At 72.0% G+C, this 18,388-nt stretch carries 13 protein-coding genes; 8 read left to right on the top strand and 5 right to left on the bottom strand.

Annotated features, from left to right (window positions below; all coding sequences use genetic code 11):
* The first annotated feature begins 77 nt into the window (after positions 1-77).
* From STBA_RS38775 to STBA_RS12605, 3 genes are all read left to right on the top strand, one after another.
* Positions 78-3,167 (top strand): right-handed parallel beta-helix repeat-containing protein, encoded by a 3,090-nt coding sequence (locus tag STBA_RS38775; RefSeq protein ID WP_079251880.1) that lies wholly within the window; start codon positions 78-80, stop codon positions 3,165-3,167.
* Positions 3,168-3,809: 642 nt separating this feature from the next.
* Positions 3,810-4,562, top strand: a complete 753-nt coding sequence (locus STBA_RS12610) for a non-reducing end alpha-L-arabinofuranosidase family hydrolase (protein ID WP_077059344.1) — start codon at positions 3,810-3,812, stop codon at positions 4,560-4,562.
* 112 nt (positions 4,563-4,674) lie between these two features.
* The gene (locus tag STBA_RS12605; RefSeq protein WP_077059343.1) at positions 4,675-6,663 is read left to right on the top strand and encodes a thioredoxin domain-containing protein; all 1,989 of its coding nucleotides are present in this window, start codon (positions 4,675-4,677) and stop codon (positions 6,661-6,663) included.
* 69 nt (positions 6,664-6,732) lie between these two features.
* Here the strand turns inward: STBA_RS12605 and STBA_RS39460 are convergent, their stop codons facing one another.
* Together STBA_RS39460 and STBA_RS12595 are read right to left on the bottom strand one after the other, a co-directional pair.
* Entirely contained in the window at positions 6,733-7,125 is a 393-nt protein-coding gene (locus tag STBA_RS39460) for a hypothetical protein (RefSeq protein WP_077059342.1), read from the bottom strand.
* Positions 7,126-7,271: 146 nt separating this feature from the next.
* Positions 7,272-8,813 carry an MFS transporter gene (locus STBA_RS12595; protein WP_077059341.1) on the bottom strand — a complete coding sequence of 514 codons (1,542 nt, stop codon included), beginning with the start codon at positions 8,811-8,813 and terminating at the stop codon, positions 7,272-7,274.
* 236 nt (positions 8,814-9,049) lie between these two features.
* On the opposite strand from STBA_RS12595, the gene STBA_RS12590 reads away from it, so the two are divergent.
* Positions 9,050-10,909: a phosphoenolpyruvate carboxykinase (GTP) gene (locus STBA_RS12590; protein ID WP_253194693.1), complete on the top strand. Its 1,860-nt coding sequence runs from the start codon at positions 9,050-9,052 to the stop codon at positions 10,907-10,909.
* Positions 10,910-10,958: 49 nt separating this feature from the next.
* On the opposite strand, the gene STBA_RS12585 is transcribed toward STBA_RS12590, so the two are convergent.
* Both STBA_RS12585 and STBA_RS12580 read right to left on the bottom strand, forming a co-directional pair.
* Positions 10,959-12,170 (bottom strand): pyridoxal phosphate-dependent aminotransferase, encoded by a 1,212-nt coding sequence (locus tag STBA_RS12585; protein WP_077059340.1) that lies wholly within the window; start codon positions 12,168-12,170, stop codon positions 10,959-10,961.
* A 70-nt stretch (positions 12,171-12,240) separates the two neighbouring features.
* Positions 12,241-12,837 carry a TetR/AcrR family transcriptional regulator gene (locus STBA_RS12580; protein ID WP_077059339.1) on the bottom strand — a complete coding sequence of 199 codons (597 nt, stop codon included), beginning with the start codon at positions 12,835-12,837 and terminating at the stop codon, positions 12,241-12,243.
* Positions 12,838-12,901: 64 nt separating this feature from the next.
* Here STBA_RS12580 and STBA_RS12575 point away from each other — a divergent pair, with 64 nt between their 5' ends.
* Genes STBA_RS12575 through STBA_RS12565 form a run of 3 tightly spaced genes read left to right on the top strand, consistent with a single transcriptional unit; the run spans position 12,902 to position 16,193 of the window.
* Positions 12,902-13,399, top strand: a complete 498-nt coding sequence (locus STBA_RS12575) for a PH domain-containing protein (RefSeq protein ID WP_077059338.1) — start codon at positions 12,902-12,904, stop codon at positions 13,397-13,399.
* The gene (locus STBA_RS12570; protein WP_077059337.1) at positions 13,396-14,877 is read left to right on the top strand and encodes a PH domain-containing protein; all 1,482 of its coding nucleotides are present in this window, start codon (positions 13,396-13,398) and stop codon (positions 14,875-14,877) included. Before STBA_RS12575 ends, STBA_RS12570 begins: the two co-directional genes overlap by 4 nt.
* A gap of 47 nt (positions 14,878-14,924) precedes the next feature.
* On the top strand, positions 14,925-16,193 hold the full coding sequence (locus STBA_RS12565; protein ID WP_077059336.1) for an alanine racemase: 1,269 nt from the start codon (positions 14,925-14,927) through the stop codon (positions 16,191-16,193).
* Positions 16,194-16,226: 33 nt separating this feature from the next.
* On the opposite strand, the gene STBA_RS12560 is transcribed toward STBA_RS12565, so the two are convergent.
* The gene (locus STBA_RS12560; protein WP_079252392.1) at positions 16,227-17,180 is read right to left on the bottom strand and encodes a chitinase; all 954 of its coding nucleotides are present in this window, start codon (positions 17,178-17,180) and stop codon (positions 16,227-16,229) included.
* 297 nt (positions 17,181-17,477) lie between these two features.
* Between STBA_RS12560 and STBA_RS12555 the strand changes: the two genes are divergently transcribed.
* On the top strand, positions 17,478-18,359 hold the full coding sequence (locus STBA_RS12555) for a hypothetical protein (protein WP_077059334.1): 882 nt from the start codon (positions 17,478-17,480) through the stop codon (positions 18,357-18,359).
* Positions 18,360-18,388: the final 29 nt, after the last annotated feature.

Raw genomic sequence — 18,388 nt, 5'->3', positions numbered from 1 at the left:
AACGCGACGCGCTCCCGTTCCGGGCGGGCCGCGCAACGGCAGTACCCGGTATTCGACAACGGACGGGAAGAACAAGCATGAGCAGACCATTAACCGCGCGGCTCTGTGCCGTGCTGACCACAACGGCCCTGGCCGTCACCGGTCTGGCGGTGTCCGTGACCGGGGCGTCGGCGGCCCCCGCCGCCACCGCCGCCGCCACCGGCTACGCGACGCAGAACGGCGGGACGACCGGTGGTGCGGGCGGGCAGACGGTGCGGGCCACCACGGGGACCGAGATCAACGAGGCCCTGTGCAACCGGGCCAGCACCAGCACCCCGGTCATCATCGAGGTCGAAGGGACTATCAACCACGGCAACACCAGCGACGTCTCGGGCGACAGCTGCGACGTCACCGACGATGTGATCGACCTCAAGGAGGTCAGCAATGTCACGATCGTCGGGGTCGGCAGCGGCGCCGTCTTCGACCAACTGGGCATCCACATCCGTGAGTCCAGCAACATCATCATCCAGAACGTGACCGTTCGGAACGTCAAGAAGTCGGGCTCACCCACCTCCAACGGCGGCGACGCCATCAGCATGGAGAGCAACGTCCGCAACGTCTGGGCCGACCACCTGACCCTGGAGGCCTCGGGCGGCGAGGACGAGGGCTTCGACGGCCTCTTCGACATGAAGAACAACACCCAGTACGTGACCCTGTCCTACAGCATCCTCCGCAACTCCGAACGCGGCGGCCTCATCGGGTCCAGTGAGAGCGACCGGTCGAACGGGTTCGTCACGTTCCACCACAACCTGTATCAGAACCTGAACTCCCGCACGCCCCTGCTGCGCGGCGGCATCGCCCACATGTACAACAACCACTATGCGGGCCTCGTCGAGTCCGGCATCAACTCCCGGGCCGGGGCTCGCGCCAAGGTGGACAACAACTACTTCGAGGACTCCAAGGACGTCCTGGGCACCTTCTACACCGACGAGCGCGGCTCCTGGGAGGTCAACGGCAACATCTACGACAACGTGACCTGGTCGAGCGAGGGCAGCGAGAACTACCCGGCCGGCCCCGATCCGCAGTCCAACACCACCGTCAGCATCCCGTACGGCTACAGCCTCGACGACGCCGGCTGCGTGCCGGACGTGGTGAGCGAGACGGCGGGAGCCGACAACGGCTTGCAGGTCTCGGACGGCAACTGCGAAGCGGAGCCCCCGGACCCGACCGACCCGCCGGACCCGACGGACCCGCCGGACCCGACCGATCCCCCGGTCGGCACCAACCTCAGCATCGGGGCCGGCGCCGACGGCTCCAGTAAGGCCGGCGGCACCAGCTACGGCAACGTCGTCGACGGCGACATGAACACCTACTGGTCGCCGGCCGGCTCGACCGGTCGGATCTCGGTCAAGTGGGGCTCGGACACCACGGTGTCCACGATCAACATTCGCGAGGCGGCAGGCGCCGAAGGCAACATCGGCTCCTGGCGGGCCGTCAACCACGACACCGGCGACGTCCTGGCCTCCGGCAGCGGGGCGGGAGTCATCACCTTCCCCACGACATCGCTGAGCAAGATCAACTTCGAGATCGCCAGCTCGAGCGGCACGCCGAGGATCGCCGAGTTCGAGACCTATGCCGGATCGCCGCCGGACGACGGCGGGCCCACCGAGCCGCCGGACGACGGCGAGGCGGTGCGGTTCGAGGCCGAGTCCTCCTCGGCGACGTGCGACGGCACGATCGACTCCGACTACGCCGGCTACTCCGGCACCGGATTCTGCAACACCACCAACTCCACCGGCGCGGCCGCGGGGTTCACCATCGAGGCGGCCAGTGCCGGCTCGGCGGCCCTGGGGATCGGGTTCGCCAACGGCGGCACCTCGGCCCGCACCGCGGATCTGGTCGTCAACGGCTCGACGGTCCAGTCGGTCTCGTTCGAGACCACCGGCTCGTGGAACACCTGGACCACCAAGTCCCTGACGGCGCAGCTGGGCTCGGGCACCAACACCGTCCGGCTGGTCGCCACCGGCTCGGGCGGCCTGCCGAACATCGACTACCTGGACTCCTCGACCGGCACCCCGCCGGATGATGGCGACGACCCGCCGCCGAGCGGGGACGCGCTGTACGTGGCGCCGGGCGGCAGCGACGGCGCTTCCGGGAGCGAGTCGGACCCGACGACGCTCACCTCGGCGATCGGCCGGATCGAGCCTGGCGGGACGATCTACATGCAGGGAGGGACCTACGACTTCTCGCAGACGGTCCACATCGAGCCGGGCAACGACGGCACCTCGGGCAACCGCACCGAGCTGTTCGCCTACCCGGGCGAGACCCCGGTGCTGAACTTCTCGGCCCAGAGCGAGGACTCGGCCAACCGCGGGCTGGCCATCGGCGGCGACTGGTGGCATCTGCATGGCCTCGTCGTCGAACGCGCGGGTGACAACGGAATACTCCTGGGCGGGAACAACAACATCATCGAGCGCGTGGTGACGCGGCACAACCGCGACACCGGGCTGCAGCTGTCGCGCTACACCGCCGGTGCGCCGTCCTCCCAGTGGCCGTCGAACAACCTCATCATCAGCTCGGAGTCGCACGACAACTCCGACTCCGATGGCGAGGACGCCGACGGCTTCGCGCCGAAGCTCACCGTGGGTCCGGGGAACGTCTTCCGGTACTGCGTGGCCCACAACAATATCGATGACGGCTGGGACATGTTCACCAAGGACGACACCGGCCCGATCGGAGCGGTCACCATCGAGGACTCGCTCTCGTACGAGAACGGGACGCTGTCGGACGGCACGCAGAACTCCAGCGGCGACCGCAACGGGTTCAAGCTCGGTGGCGAGGACATCGCGGTCGACCACACCGTGGTGCGGACCATCGCCTTCGACAACGGCAAGCACGGGTTCACCTACAACCGGAACCCCGGGTCGATGACGATCGAGAACAACCTGAGCATCGGCAACGAGGAGCGCAACTACAACTTCGACGCGGGCGACTCGACGTTCCGGAACAACACCTCCTGCGACAGCGGGTCGAACGACCGGATCATCGGCGACGACGCCGGCGGAAACCAGTGGTGGTCCGGCTCCAACGGGTCGAGGTGTGCCCCGTACTCCGGAGCCCTGGACTGGAACTTCGCCTCCGACGGCCGCTTGGTGGTGACCATAGGAGGGGACTCGGTGAACCTGTAGCCGATCCATCGGGCGGTGCCGGCCCGGGCAGGGCCCCGGCCGGCCCGTCCGGACAGAACCGGACGGGCCGGCTCCGCCACGTCACCATTTCCGGCGGCGCCGGGACCCGTTCGACGGGGTCGCGGACTTCGAAGCGATCGGCGTCGCGATGCAGCGGCTGCTTTCCCGCGAGGGCCCGCAGGTCAGTACGGCAGCGATCTCTCCGATAAGCGAACCCGGCTCGGTTGCCTCGGTGTCCCGGCGGGGAGTGAAGCGTTTCGAAGGCTCCGGCCCTTCCCGCGTTGGGCACCGTGGTGGTCAAGCCGCTCGCGGATCTGCCCATCCCCGGGGCCGATCCTTTCAATAACGGCCGAGTCGGCGCGACAGAGAGATTTGAAGACGTGGATCGTCGATTTCTGAATCTCGACCGTGCCTGCCGCGCACAAGCAGATTTGAGCAAGCGCTTGCACGCTTGCGCAATCTCATGCCGTATAGCAGGGAGGCTGTACCAAAGATGTCACTCAGTGGACTACCAAGTAACGGCAAGCGATTGAGAGCCGTGCGGATCGCTTTTGCGGCGGTACTTGGGCCTGCTCGCCGCCGTCGCGCCCGCGTTGCCGTCGTCGGCGCAGACCGGCACGCTCACCGTCGCGACCAACGGCGATGGTGATCGAGGGCATCGGCAGCGACGGCAAGCGCTACTTCAACTCCTGGACCGCCGACAGCCTCGACGCGGTCGGCGACGAGTGGGCGCCGCTGGCCGCCACCGAGTCCACCCCGTTCCTGCGGCACAACAACGTCACCTTCGCCCCCGGCGCCGAGCCGTGGACGAGCGACTTCAGTCACGGCGAGCTGATCCGCGCCTCCAACGACCAGACACTGACCATCGACCCCTGCAACCTCCAGTTCCTCTACCAGGGGAAGGGCCCGAACGCCGGCGGTGACTACTCCCAGTGGCCGTGGCACCTCGGATTGGTCACCCGGGCCAACCCTCCGGCCGGTCGCGACGGCGGTGGCGGTAGCAGTGGTGAGTTGCGCGCGGTGGCGGCGGACGAATGTCTGGACGTGCCGAATGTGACGACTCAGCCGGGGAGGCAGTCGCAGATCTGGGATTGCTGGGGAGGAGACAATCAGCAGTGGACCCTCACCGCCGCGGGGGAGCTGACCGTCTACAGCGGCGATTCCCGCAGATGTCCGGAGGCCGCGGGCAGCGGTACCGGCAACGGTACGGCGGCGATCATCGGGGCGTGCCACGGCGGGCGGAACCGGACATGGCGGGTGAACGCCGGCGGAACCATCACCTCGGCGCAGTCCGGGCTCTGCCTTGACGTGAGCAACTACTCGACCGCCAATGGCGCCAAGGTCCACCTGTGGACCTGCCACGGCGCCAGCAACCAGCAGTGGACGCTCGGATGAGGCACTGACGGTACCGACTCACCCCGGAGGGACTGACCGGGCATGCGGTCGGCCCCGCCGGCCCGGCCCCGCACGGTGGGCTGGACGGTCCCGGTCGTGCGACGATACCGGTATGAATCGACTGGCCGGCTCCCAGTCGCCTTATCTGCTCCAGCACGCCTCCAACCCGGTGGACTGGTGGCCATGGGGAGCGGAGGCGATGGCGGAAGCGAAGCGGCGGGACGTACCGGTACTGCTGAGCGTGGGGTACGCCAGCTGCCACTGGTGCCACGTCATGGCGCACGAGAGCTTCGAGGACGAGGCCGTCGCCGCCTATCTGAACGCGCACTTCCTCCCGGTGAAGGTGGACCGGGAGGAGCGCCCCGACGTGGACTCCGTGTACATGGACGCCGTGCAGGCCGCGACCGGACAGGGCGGCTGGCCGATGACCGTGTTCATGACGGCGGACGGGGAGCCGTTCTACTTCGGTACCTACTTCCCGAGGGAGCCGCACGCCGGGCTCCCCTCGTTCACCCAGCTCCTGCAAGGCGTCCACACGGCCTGGACGGAGCGGCGCGGGGAGGTCGCCCAGGTCGCGGCGCGGATCACCGGCGACCTTGCGGAACGGCGGCTGTCCTACGACGCGCCGGGGCCGCCGGGCGAGGCGGAGCTGGCGATGGCCGCGGCCGGGCTCGCCGGGGAGTTCGACGAGGCGCACGGGGGTTTCGGCGGGGCGCCGAAGTTCCCCCCGTCGATGGCGCTGGAGTTCCTGCTGCGCCACCACGTGCGCACGGGCTCGCGGGAGGCGCTGCGGATCGCGGCGGCGACGTGCGAGGCGATGGCGCGCGGCGGTATCTACGACCAGCTCGGCGGCGGATTCGCGCGGTACGCGGTGGACGCCACGTGGACGGTGCCGCACTACGAGAAGATGCTGTACGACAACGCGCTGCTCGCCCGCGTGTACACCCACCTGTGGCGGGTCACCGACGAGCCGCTCGCCCGCCGGATCGCCCTGGAGACCGCGGATTTCCTGGTGCGTGAACTGCTTACCGGAGAGGGCGGGTTCGCGTCCGCGCTGGACGCGGACAGCGAGGCGCGGGACGGCGGCGGGCCCGAGGAGGGCGCGTTCTACACCTGGACGCCCGAGCAGCTGCAAGCCGCGCTCGGGCCCGCCGACGCGGAGCGGGCCGCGGCCGTCTTCGGTCCGGGCGAGGAGGGCACGCTGCGGCTGCCGGGCGCGCAGGCGCCGGAGGGTTTGCGGGCGCGGCTGCTCGACGCCCGCGGCGCGCGCCCGCGCCCCGAGCGGGACGACAAGATCGTCGCCGCGTGGAACGGCCTGGCCATCGCGGCGCTCGCCGAGGCCGGCGCCTGCTTCGGCCGGGACGACCTGGTGGCGGCGGCGACGGGCGCGGCCGAGCTGCTCGCGGCGGTGCACCTGGACGCGGACGGCCGCCTCGTTCGCACCTCAAGGGACGGGCGCGCGGGGCCGGGCGCGGGCGTGCTGGAGGACTACGGCGACGTGGCGGAGGGCTTCCTCACCCTGTACGCGGTGACGGGCGTGCGGGCGTGGCTCGACCGGGCGGGCGCGCTGCTGGAGACGGTGCTCACGCGTTTCGCGGGTGCGGACGGCACGCTGTTCGACACGGCGGACGACGCGGAGCGGCTGATCCGCCGCCCGCAGGACCCGACGGACGGCGCGACGCCGTCGGGCTGGTCGGCCGCGACGGGCGCGCTGCTGTCCTACGCCGCCTACACCGGCAGCGGCCGGCACCGTGCCGCCGCCGAGCGGGCGCTCGGCGTGGTGACGGCGCTCGGTCCGCAGGCGCCGCGTTTCACCGGCTGGGGCCTGGCGGTGGCCGAGGCCGCGGTGGACGGGCCGCGCGAGGTCGCGGTGGTCGGCGCGTGGGGCGACGCGGCGGCGGACGCGCTGCACCGCACCGCGCTGCGCGCGGCGGCGCCCGGCGCGGTCGTCGCCCGCGGCGAGCCGGACGACGCGGACCCGCCGCCGCTGCTGGCCGGGCGCCCGCTGCGGGAGGGCCGCGCCGCGGCGTACGTGTGCCGCGGCTTCGTCTGCGCCGCGCCCGTCACGGACCCGGAGTCGCTGGCGGCGCAGCTGGCCTGAGCGGCGGCGGGGCCGCATCGTCCGCGAGGTCGTGTTCGCGAACGTCTATGCCGCGGTCGAGCAGGCCCATCAGGTCTTCGGTGAGGTCGCCCGCGGCCCAGTGCAGCGGCATTTCGCGCAGGCCGCCGAGGGTGGCGCCGATGAAGACGCGCAGTTCCAGCTCGTCGGGGGAGCGGCCGGTGCGCTCGGCCAGGATGGGGCCACGCGTTCGCCGGTGGCGGCGAAGCTCTCGTCCAGGCGGGCCCGGACCGCGGGCACGGTGCGGACCAGGCGCATCCGCTGTTCGGTGACGGCGCGGGCGCCGGGCGCGGACCAGACCTCGTGGATCGAGACGCGCAGCGCCTCGCGGAGCGCCGTCAGGGGCGGCTCGTGCGCGGGGCGCGCGCGCAGGGCGGCCTCAAGGACGATGTCGTTGTCGTCGGTGAGGACGATGTCCTCCTTGGTCGGGAAGTACCGGAACACCGTGCTCGGGAGGCCTCGGCGGCCTCGGCGATCTGGTCGACCCGGGTGGCGTCGTAGCCCTGTTCCGCGGAGCGGCGGTACGCGGCCCGGCGGATCGCCTGCCGGGTGCGCTGCTTCTTGCGTTCGCCCAGGCCGGGCCGTGCGGGTCATGTGCGGGTTTCTCCCTCGGCGGAGGCTTCGGCGGTCAGGACGGCGGCCGGTGCGCGCCGCTGCGGCAGCAGCAGTCCGGCGAGCAGCGCGGCGGCCAGGGCGGCGATGGCACAGACGTACAGCGTGACGCTCATGGCGTGGACGAACGCGGTCCGCGCCGCCTCCGCCAGTTCGGCGGAGCCGGTGCGGGCCGCGAGGAGACGGGCGGCGGAGACGGACTCCTGGCTGGTGGCGGTGGCCTCGGGGGACAGCCCGCCGGTGTCGAGGTGACCGCGGTAGACGCGGGCGAGGAGGCTGCCGAGCAGGGCGACGCCGAGTGCGCCGCCGACCTGCCGCAGCGTCATCAGCAGCCCGGCGCCGACGCCCGAGTGGGCGGCGGGCAGGGCGTCGAGCGCCGCGTCCGTGGCGGGGACGAGGGCGAGCCCGGAACCGAGCCCCGCGACGGCGAGCCAGACGGCGGTCAGCCCGTAGCCGGAGTCGACCTGGGTGGTGCTGCCGAGCACGCCGGCGAAGCAGAGCAGCACCAGGCCGGTGGCTATCACCCCGCGGGACCCGAACTGCCGCACCAGCGGCTGGCAGCCGCGGGCGGCGAGCACCACGCCGCCGAGCATCGGCATCAGCCGCAGCCCGGCGCCGAACGCGTCGTGGTCGTGGACCGACTGGAGGTACTGGGGCAGGACGAAGATCAGCGCGGCGAGGATGAAGCCGGTCAGGGCGCCGACCGCCGCGTTCCAGCCGAATCCGGGGTTGCGCAGCAGGCCGATCCGGAGCAGGGGCGCGGCTGCCCGGCGTTCCCTGGCGGCCAGCAGGGTGAGCAGGGCGGCGGCGGTGGCGAGCGCGCCGGCCACCAGGGGGTCGGCGAAGCCGCGGGCCGGTCCTTCGGTCAGGCCGAGGACGAGGGCGCCGAGGCCGCCGGCGCTCAGGGCACAGGTCAGCGGGTCGAACGAGGGCGCGGCCGGGTTGCGGGTCTCGGGGAGCAGCAGCAGGCAGGCGGCGATGCCGAGGGCGAGCAGCGGCACGTTGATGAGGAAGATGGCGCCCCACCAGTAGTGGTCGAGGAGCCAGCCGCCGATGAGCGGGCCGATCGGCATGCCGAGGGCGAGTGCGGTGGTGAGGGTGGCGATGGCCCGGGTGCGTTCCCCGGGACCGAACAGGGACGGCAGGACGGCGACCGACAGGGCGCTGACGAGGGCGGCCCCCAGGCCCATCACGGCGCGCGCGGCGATCACGAGTCCCGGTCCGTCGGCGCACATGCCGAGCAGGGAGCCGGCCAGCAGGATGACCAGCCCGGTGACGAGCATGCGGCGGCGGCCGTGGCGGTCGCCGAGGAGCCCGGCGGGCAGCAGCGCCGCGGCGAAGACGACGAGGAACGCGTCGATCATCCACTGCTGGGCGGCGGTGTCCGCGCCGAGGTCGACGGCGAGGGTGGGCAGCGCGACGTTGAGGATGGTCAGGTCGAAGCCCAGAACGATCATGGTGACGGTCAGGGCGCCGAGCGCCCACCAGCGCCGCGGCCCTCGCGGCGGGGGATCGCTCACGGCTCACCTCCTTGGAAGTGACCATTAAAAGACAGTGACTCTCAAAGGTGAGTGACTGTCAACCCCTCTCGGGGGCGCCGCGGGGCGTTGGGTGCTGCGGGGGTTGCCTCTTCCGGGTGGCCATTCGCTCACATGAGCCGCACTGGACACAGACGTGAGAAGGCGGCACCATCAGATGAGCGCCCGTCTTGTCGGATGAGCGCAGAACGTAAAACCCTCAACCCTCTGGAGCGAACGTGACGCTGACTCCAGCCGCTCCCGTCGCCGCCCATGCCCCGACTCGCCACCACAAGCTCGTCACCTGGGTCGAAGAAATCGCCGCACTGACCGAACCCGACGAGGTGGTCTGGTGCGACGGCTCCCAGGAGGAGTACGACCGCCTGTGCGCGCGGCTCGTCGAGAAGGGCACCTTCATCCGGCTCAACGCCGAGAAGCGGCCGGGCTCCTACTACGCCGCATCCGACCCGACCGACGTCGCCCGGGTCGAGGACCGCACCTACATCTGCTCGGAGCGGCCCGAGGACGCCGGTCCCACCAACAACTGGATGGATCCCGCGGACATGCGGGAGACCTTCACCGGGCCGCAAGGTCTGTTCCGCGGTGCGATGCGCGGCCGGACCATGTACGTCGTGCCGTTCTGCATGGGCCCGCTCGGCTCCCCGCTCTCCGCGCTCGGCGTGGAGATCACCGACTCCGCGTACGTCGCCGTCGCGATGCGCACCATGACCAGGATGGGCCGGGCGGTGCTCGACGAGCTGGGCGAGGACGGCCAGTTCGTCCGCGCCGTCCACTCCGTCGGCGCGCCCCTCGCGCCCGGGAAACGGGACGTGCCCTGGCCGTGCAACTCGGTCAAGTACATCTCGCACTTCCCCGAGACCCGCGAGATCTGGTCCTTCGGCTCCGGCTACGGCGGCAACGCGCTGCTGGGCAAGAAGTGTTACGCGCTGCGCATCGCCTCCGTCATGGCCCGGGACGAGGGCTGGCTGGCCGAGCACATGCTCATCCTCAAAGTCACCCCGCCCGCGGGGGAAGCCAGGTACGTGGCCGCCGCGTTCCCCTCCGCCTGCGGCAAGACCAACCTGGCGATGCTGCAACCGACGCTGCCCGGCTGGCGGGTGGAGACCGTCGGCGACGACATCGCCTGGATGCGGTTCGGCGAGGACGGGCGGCTGTACGCCATCAACCCGGAGGCCGGGTTCTTCGGCGTCGCGCCCGGCACGGGCGAGAAGACGAACGCGAACGCCATCCGCACGCTGTGGGGCAACTCCGTCTTCACCAATGTCGCGCTCACCGACGACGGTGACGTCTGGTGGGAGGGCCTGACCGAGGAGCCGCCCGAGCACCTCACCGACTGGCGCGGCAACGACTGGACGCCGGCGGCCGGTTCACCGGCCGCGCACCCCAACGCCCGGTTCACCGTGCCGGCGGCGCAGTGCCCGACGATCGCGCCGGAGTGGGAGGACCCGGCGGGGGTGCCCATCTCCGCGATCCTCTTCGGCGGGCGCCGCGCGACCGCGGTGCCGCTCGTCACCGAGTCCCGCTCCTGGCAGCACGGCGTGTTCCTCGGCGCCAACGTCGCCTCGGAGAAGACGGCGGCGGCCGAGGGCACCGTGGGCGAGCTGCGCCGGGACCCGTTCGCGATGCTGCCGTTCTGCGGCTACCACATGGGGGACTACTTCGCGCACTGGCTGCGGACGGGGGAACGGGCGCCCGACCCGGCGAAGCTGCCGCGGATCTACTACGTCAACTGGTTCAAGAAGGACGCCGACGGGGCGTTCGTCTGGCCGGGCTTCGGCGAGAACATCCGGGTGCTGAAGTGGATCGTCGAGCGGCTCGACGGCCGGGCGGCGGGCGTGGAGACCCCGATCGGCACGGTGCCCGCGCCGGCGGCGCTCGACACGGACGGGCTCGCTCTGACGCCGCGGCAGCTGGCGTTCCTGCTGGAGGTCGACCTGGAGGTCTGGCGCCGGGAGGCCGCCCTGATCCCCGAGCACCTGCACACCTTCGGCTCCCGAGCCCCCGAGGAGCTGTGGGCCGAGTACCGGGCCCTCACCGACCGCCTGGACCGCGTGGAAAGGACAGCGCGCGCGGGCTGAGACGGGGGACGGGCCCCGCACAACGGCGTGCGGGGCCCCGCCCGTGGGGTCAGTACTGGTTGTAGCCGTCGAGGAACGAGCCGATGCGCTGGACCGCGTCGGCCAGCTCGCTGGCCTGCGGCAGCGTCACGATGCGGAAGTGGTCGGGCTCCGGCCAGTTGAACCCGGTGCCGTGCACGATCATGATCTTTTCGGCCCGCAGCAGGTCGAGGACCATCTGCCGGTCGTCCTTGATCTTGTACACCTTCGGGTCGAGCCGCGGGAACGCGTACAGCGCGCCCTTCGGCTTCACGCACGTCACCCCGGGAATCCGCGTCAGCATCTCGTAGGCGGTGTCGCGCTGCTCCAGGATGCGCCCGCCGGGCAGCACCAGCTGCTCGATCGACTGGCGCCCGAAGAGGGCGGCGGCCACGGCGTGCTGGGCGGGCACATTGGCGCACAGCCGCATGTTCGCGAGGATGGTCAGGCCCTCGATGTAGTTGGCCGCGTGCTCCTTCGGCCCGCACACGGCCAGCCAGCCGCAGCGGAACCCGGCCACCCGGTAGTTCTTCGACAGGCCGTTGAACGTCAGCGTCAGCAGGTCGGGCGCGATGGCCGCGGTCGAGGTGTGGACGGCGCCGTCGTACAGGATGCGGTCGTAGATCTCGTCGGAGCACAGCACCAGCCGGTGCCGCCGGGCGATCTCGGCGAGCTGCTCCAGCATCTGAGTGCTGTATACGGCTCCGGTGGGGTTGTTCGGATTGATCACGACCAGCGCCTTGGTGCGGTCGGTGATCTTCCGTTCGATGTCGGCCAGATCCGGCATCCACTCGGCCTGCTCGTCGCAGCGGTAGTGCACCGCGGTGCCGCCGGCCAGCGAGACGGAGGCGGTCCACAGCGGGTAGTCGGGGGCCGGGACGAGCACCTCGTCGCCGTCGTCGAGCAGCGCCTGCATCGACATCTGGATCAGCTCGGAGACGCCGTTGCCCAGGTAGATGTCCTCCACCGACAGGTGGATGCCCTTGGTCTGGTAGTGCTGCATCACCGCGCGGCGGGCGGACAGCAGCCCCTTCGCGTCCCCGTACCCGTGGGCGTCCCCCACGTTGCGGAGGATGTCCTCCAGGATCTCCGGCGGGCAGTCGAAGCCGAAGGCTGCCGGATTGCCGGTGTTCAGCTTCAGGATGCGGTGGCCTGCCGCCTCTAGCCGCTGTGCCTCTTCGAGTACCGGGCCGCGGATTTCGTAGCAGACATTGGCGAGCTTGGTCGACTGGATCACCTGCATGCCCGCCACCTTACGGCCGTGAAACGCGGGGCGCGCTGTGTTTTCGCCCACGCGGGTGGTGCCCCGCGGGTCAGCGCGCGTCGTCCCGCGGTCCGTGGGACAGCAGGCCGCCCTCCAGCGTTCTGGTCACCGCGGCGATGGCCTCGTGCCGGGGGAGGCTGCCCTCCTCCACCGCCTCCCAGCCGGCGCCGAGCATGTACCACAGCGTCCGGAAGAACCACTCCATGTCGGTCTCCGCGGCGAAGAAGCCCGCTGCCCGGCCGCGCGTGTACAGCTCCGCGGCAGGCAGGTTCGCCCGCTCCCAATGCGGCCCTTCCCACTCGGCGGAGGTCAGCTGCGGCTCGTTGAACAGGAAGTTGACCCGCGGTCCGAGGTCGAACAGCGCGACGATCAGGCGCCGGAACGCCTCGGCCGGCGGCCCGTGATCCAGTGCCGCGTCGCGCAGCGTGCGGTGGGCCGACTCCGCGCAGTCCTCGAACAGGGCCAGGATCAGGGCGGCCCGGTCGGGGAAATAGCGGTGCAGCGTGCTGCGCCCGACCTCCGCGGCCTTCGCGACATCGCCGAGCGAGGCCGCCCGGTCCTCCGCGAACACCGAGATCGCCGCGTCGAGGATCGCCCGGCGGGTGCGCGCCAGCGTGCCGGGGGCGGTGGGCGCCGTTTCTGCCATGCCGGAATGGTAGGCCGCAAAACCGTCGTGACAAGGGGGGTCCCTCCATGGGACAGTCTGTCCCATGGTGAATCGTGAAGTCCTGCTGCGGCCGCCGCGGCACCGCGTCGAGCGGCGGGCGATCCTGCTGTGGGCCGCCCGTGCGCTCGGCGTCGTACTGCCCCTGGCCGGCGCCCTCGCCGTCGCGCACGCGCTCTGGGACGCCGTCCGCCCCTGGACCGGCCCCGGCCTGCTGGCCCTCGCGGTCGCCGGGCCCGTCTACGCCACCGGCATGCCGCTGTGGCGCTACGCCGTCCACCGCTGGGAGACCACCGACGACGCCGTGTACGCGGCCGCGGGCTGGTTCGTGCGCGAGTGGCGCATCGCGCCCGTCTCCCGCATCCAGACCGTCGACACCGTGCGCGGCCCGTTCGAGCAGCTGCTCGGTCTTTCCACGCTCACCGTCACCACGGCCTCCTCGAGCGGCGCCATCCGCATCAGCGGCCTCGACCCGCAGCAGGCCACCCGGGCGGCCGAGCGCCTCTCCGAGATCACCGGCCGCACCCCAGGCGACGCGACATGAGCTGGCAGCGGCTCGACGCGCGCATGATCCTCGCCGACGCGCTGCGCGTGCTGGTCTCCCTGCTGCCCGGCGTGCTCGCCCTGCTGCTCACCGGTTTCGAGCCCGAGCCGCTCGCCATCGGCCCGCTCGCCGGGCTCGCCGTCTGGGGCGTGGCCGGCGCGGTCGCCGACGTCGTCCGCTGGGCCACCACGCGCTACCGGATCACCGACGCGTACGTGGAACGCCGCACCGGCCTGTTCGTCCGCACCCACAGGTCCGTCCGCCGCGACCGCATCCGCAGCGTCGACACCAGCGCCCGGCTGATCCAGCGACTGGCCGGACTGCGCCGCGTCACCATCGGCGCGGGCCAGATGAACACGGCCATGGAGGCCGCGTTCACCCTCGACGCGCTGTCCAAGCGCGACGCCGAGGCGCTGCGCCGGCGCCTCACCGGCAGCGCGCCCGAGCCGTCGGCCGAGCCGATGGCCGCCTTCCAGTGGCGCTGGATCGTGTACAACGTGACCGGCATCTGGGCCCTGGTCACCGCCGCGGGGCTGATGTGGGGCGGCTTCTGGACCGCCGCCTCCTTCGGTCTCGATCCGGGCGCCTGGCTGAACTCCCTCGCCGACTGGGAGGAGCTCGGCCCGGTCCCGACGGCCGCCACCGCGTTCGCCGCCGCCGTGCTGCTCGGCGGCGTCGGCAGGGCCTGCTCCTTCGTCACCGAGCACGCCCACTTCCGCCTCGACCGGATACCCGGCGAGGAGGGCGGCACCATCCTGCGCACGACGCAGGGCCTGTTCAAGACCCGCGAGGTCACCCGCGACGACCGCAGGCTGCGCGGCGTCACCGTCTCCGAGCCGCTGCTGTGGCGCTGGATGGGCATGGCCGACACCACCGTGATCACCACCGGGCTCTCGATGTGGAGCAGCAGTGTCTCCGTCCTGCCCCGCGGCCCGGTGCGCCTCGCCCGCCGGGTGGCGGCCGCCGTCATCGGCGACCCCGCCCTCGGCACGCCCCTGCGCCGCCACCCGCGGGCCGCGCTGCGCCGCCGCCTGCTGTGGGGGGTGCTGACCGCCTCGGCCGGCGCCCTGCTGGTCCTGCCTGCGGGCAGCACCCCGGGGGCCGTCGCGTTCGCGGTGCTGCTGCCGCCCGCCCTCGGGCTGGCCTGCGCCGGCCACCTCGCGCTCGGCCACGCCGTCGCGGGCGACTACCTCGTCGTGCGCGCGGGCGCCATGACCCGCGCCACCTCGGCCCTGCGCCGCGACGCGGTCAGCGGGGTGCAGGTGCGGCAGTCGCTGCTCCAGTGGCGGCTCGGCCTGGCCGGGGTGTGGGCGATGACCGCCGCGGGGGAAGGCGCCTACGGGGCCAGGGACATGGCCGCCGCCGAGGCGGCCGGCTTCGCCTCGGCCGCGCTGCCGGGGTACGTCGAGCAGTTCCGCGCGGGCTCCTTGCCCGCGGATCGCACTCCGTTGACCTTCTCTGTACCCGGCGCTGGGTAGGGTCGGGCCTGCCCGTGTACGCATTCACTCGGTCACCCGGAGTCGACATGACCACGCCGTTCGACATGCTCGCCCACGAGATCGTCGATCACCGCTTCAAGGGGCTGCCGCCCGACGCGGCGGGCCGTTCGGTCGGCGCGCTCGCGGCCGAACGGCGGGACCTGTACACCGGTGGGTTCACCACCCCGGTGCTCACGCTGTCCGCCGAGGCGGTCGAGCACAACATCGGCTCGATGGAACGGTTCGCCGACCGCCACGGTCTGGCGCTCGCCCCGCACGGGAAGACGTCGATGGCGCCGCAGCTGTTCCGGCGGCAGCTGGCGCGCGGCGCCTGGGGGATCACCGTGGCCGTGCCCCACCAGGCGCGTGTGGCACGGGCGTTCGGGGTGCGGCGCATCTTCCTGGCGAACGAGCTGGTGGACGCGGCTGCACTGGCCTGGCTGGCCGGGGAGCTGGACGCGGACCCGGCGTTCCGCTGCCTGGTCTACGTGGACTCCGCCGCGGGCGTCGCGCTGATGGACGAGGCGCTGCGCGCCGCGGGCGCCGGCCGCCCTGTCGAGGTCGTCGTCGAACTCGGCGTGCCCGGCGGGCGTTCCGGCGTCAGGGACCCGGCCGGGGCGGCGGCGGTCGCCGACGCCGTGGCCGGGGTGGACACGCTGCGGCTGGTGGGCGTCGCCGGGTACGAGGGGGAGGTCCCCGGTGCGGACGCCGCGTCGGTGCGGGCGTGGCTGGACGCGCTGTGCGCGCTCGCCATCGAGTTCGACAAGGCGGGCCGGTTCACCGGCCCCGAGGACATCGTCGTCAGCGCGGGCGGCAGCGCCTGGTTCGACGTGGTCGCCGAGGCGTTCGGGCGGCTGCCCGAACTGTCCCGCCCGGCCAGCCGGATACTCCGCTCCGGCGCGTACGTCAGCCACGACGACGGCAGGTACCGCGAGGTCACGCCGTTCAACCGGGTGCCGCAGGAGGGCTCGCTGCTCCCGGCGTTCCGGCTGTGGGCCCAGGTGGTCTCACGGCCGGAGCCGGGGCTCGCGCTGATCAACGCGGGGAAGCGGGACATCGCCTACGACCTGGGGCTGCCCGAGGTGCAGGCGGTCCGCACCCGCGACGGACGCGTGCGTGGCGGCGGTGGCCTCGCGGTCGGCCGGCTCGCCGACCAGCACGCGTTCGTCACGGGTGCGGCCGCGGTGGTGCCCGGGGTGGGCGACTGGGTGGCCCTCGGCATGTCCCACCCCTGCACCATCTTCGAGAAGTGGCCGCTGATCCCGCTGGTCGCGGGGGACGGCACGGTCACGGACTACATCCGCACCTTCTTCTGAGGGGCCTCTGAGGGGAACGGCGTTCCCCTTCGGTCACGGCAGTCCGTGGACGTGCGGGCCGACGGCCTGGGACCAGGCGTTGCCGCTGTGTGCGTCCCAGTTGACGGACCACGTCATGGCGCCGCGGAGGTCGGGGTAGGTCTGGTCCGGCACGAAGCTGCCGCAACTGGTGCCGCGGGTCAGGCAGTCGAGCGCGGCGTTGACGACGTCGGGGGTGACGTAGCCGGAGCCCGCGGCGTTCGGCGAGGCGGGGACGCCGAGGCCGACCTGCGAGGGGGCGAGGCCGTTCTCCAGCTGGATACAGGCCAGCGCGGTGAGGAAGTCGACGCTGCCCGAGGAGTAGACCTGTCCGTCGCAGCCCAGCATGGAACCGCTGTTGTAGTACTGCATGTTGACGACGGTGAGGAAGTCGCGCGTGTCGAGCGCGAGCTGGAAGTACTCGGTGCCGGTGCTCTGCATGTCCAGGGTCTGCGGCGCCATGGTGTAGACGAGGCCGTCGCCCGCGGCGGCGTGGATGGCGTGCATGGCCTGGCCCATGTACTGGGCGTTGATGCCGTGTTCGAGGTCGATGTCCACGCCGTCGAAGCCGTACTCGTCCATCAGGGCCAGGGTGCTGTCGGCGAAGGCTGACGCCGAGGCGGCGTCGGTCACCGCGACGTGCCCGTTCTGGCCGCCGACGGAGATGATCACCGACTTGCCCTCGGCCTGCTTGGCCGCGATGTCGTCCTTGAACTCCTGCTCGGAGCCGTAGCCGACGGCCGGGTCGAGGGTGAAGTCGATCTGGCCGGGCGTCGCGGTCGACTCGGCGAACGAGACCGCGATGATGTCGTACTCGTCGGACACCTCGCTCAGCGGCTGGACGACGGACCCGTTGTCGAAGTTGTGCCAATAGCCGGTCAGCGCGTGGCGCGGGACGGCGTTCGGCGCGATGTCGCCTGCTGTGTCGTCCGCGACGTCGTCCGCCGGGTCCGCGGCGCCGGCCATCATGGCGGGGCCCGCGAAGGCCACGGCGCCGGCCAGGGCCGTGGCGCCGAGCAGCTTGGTGATACGGGGAAGGATGCTGGTCACGCTCGCCTCCGTAGCGTCAGGGGTGGGGGTGCTGCGTGGAGGTACGGTGGCCACCGTTGAGGAGCCAGATTGGTCCAGACCAGCGGCGCTGTCAATGGCCTGGACCGAGCCCGTGCCCCGCGGTCCGAGCTGTTCCACCCCGAGGCGGAGTCGATAGGCTGCCCAACTGGCAGACTCACCTACAAACGAGACGGGTGTTCAGCCCGGGGGAGCGGCATGCCGATTGCCATTGCGGTCACCAGCGCGGACCTCGTCCTGCCCCCCACCGACCAGCACACCCCGGGTGCCCACGTGCTCAACGCGCCGGAGCGGCAGGACTTCACCGACGCCCTCGCGGAGACCAGCGACCTCGTGGGCCGGCACGGGCACGTCATCGTGCTGTACCCGACCACCACGCCGCTGCCCTACGTCCAGCGCCTCCACGCCGTACGGGCCATGCTGGAGTCCGACCGGATAGCCCTGCTGCCGAGCGCCCTGCCGCCGCTCGGCACCGCCGTCCTGGTACGCCAGCTCCGGCAGCTCTCCGCCTGCGACTTCAGCCCCGGCGTGCTCGGCGCCTCCGCGCGCCTCCTGGCGCACTACATCTACGCCGGCGCGCTGCTCGCCTCCGGCAGTCGGCTGCACCGCGTCCCCGTGACGCTGCCGACGCACAACGGCACCGGTCGGCCCGGCGGTCAGTGCGCCGTGCTGGCAGGACCCACCCCGCAGCTCGTCAGGGCCGACGGCGACGTGACGCTCGCCGGACCTCAGTTCTCCACCACGCTCACGTACGCGCCCGGCACGCTGGGCAGCGAGTGGGTCACCGGCCGGCTGGCCGAGCAGTGGCAGGTACAGGGGCTGCATCCCGTCCCCATGCCCGCCGAGTCCGCCGCCTGGTGGGCCACCGGAAAGCTGGTGGAGTTCGCCGCGGCCATTCCCGATGTTTCCCTGCTCTACCAAATGGTGAGCCAGATGAGGCAGGAAGCCTGCCACTGGTGCGGCCTGACGCTCATCGGCGACCGCTGCGCCTTCTGTTCGGCGCCGGTGGCGCCGCCGGAGCGCACGCCCCGGGCCATAGGGACACAACGGCGCAAGGCGCTCGCGCCCGGCGCGGGATGACCGCACACACGACGGAGAGGGTGGACACG

Origin of the sequence: Streptomyces sp. MP131-18 (assembly GCF_001984575.1) — a bacterium.
Lineage (GTDB): Bacteria > Actinomycetota > Actinomycetes > Streptomycetales > Streptomycetaceae > Streptomyces > Streptomyces johnsoniae.
The sequence above is the reverse complement of the archived record's forward strand: the minus strand, read 5'-3'. Positions and strand labels throughout refer to the sequence as shown.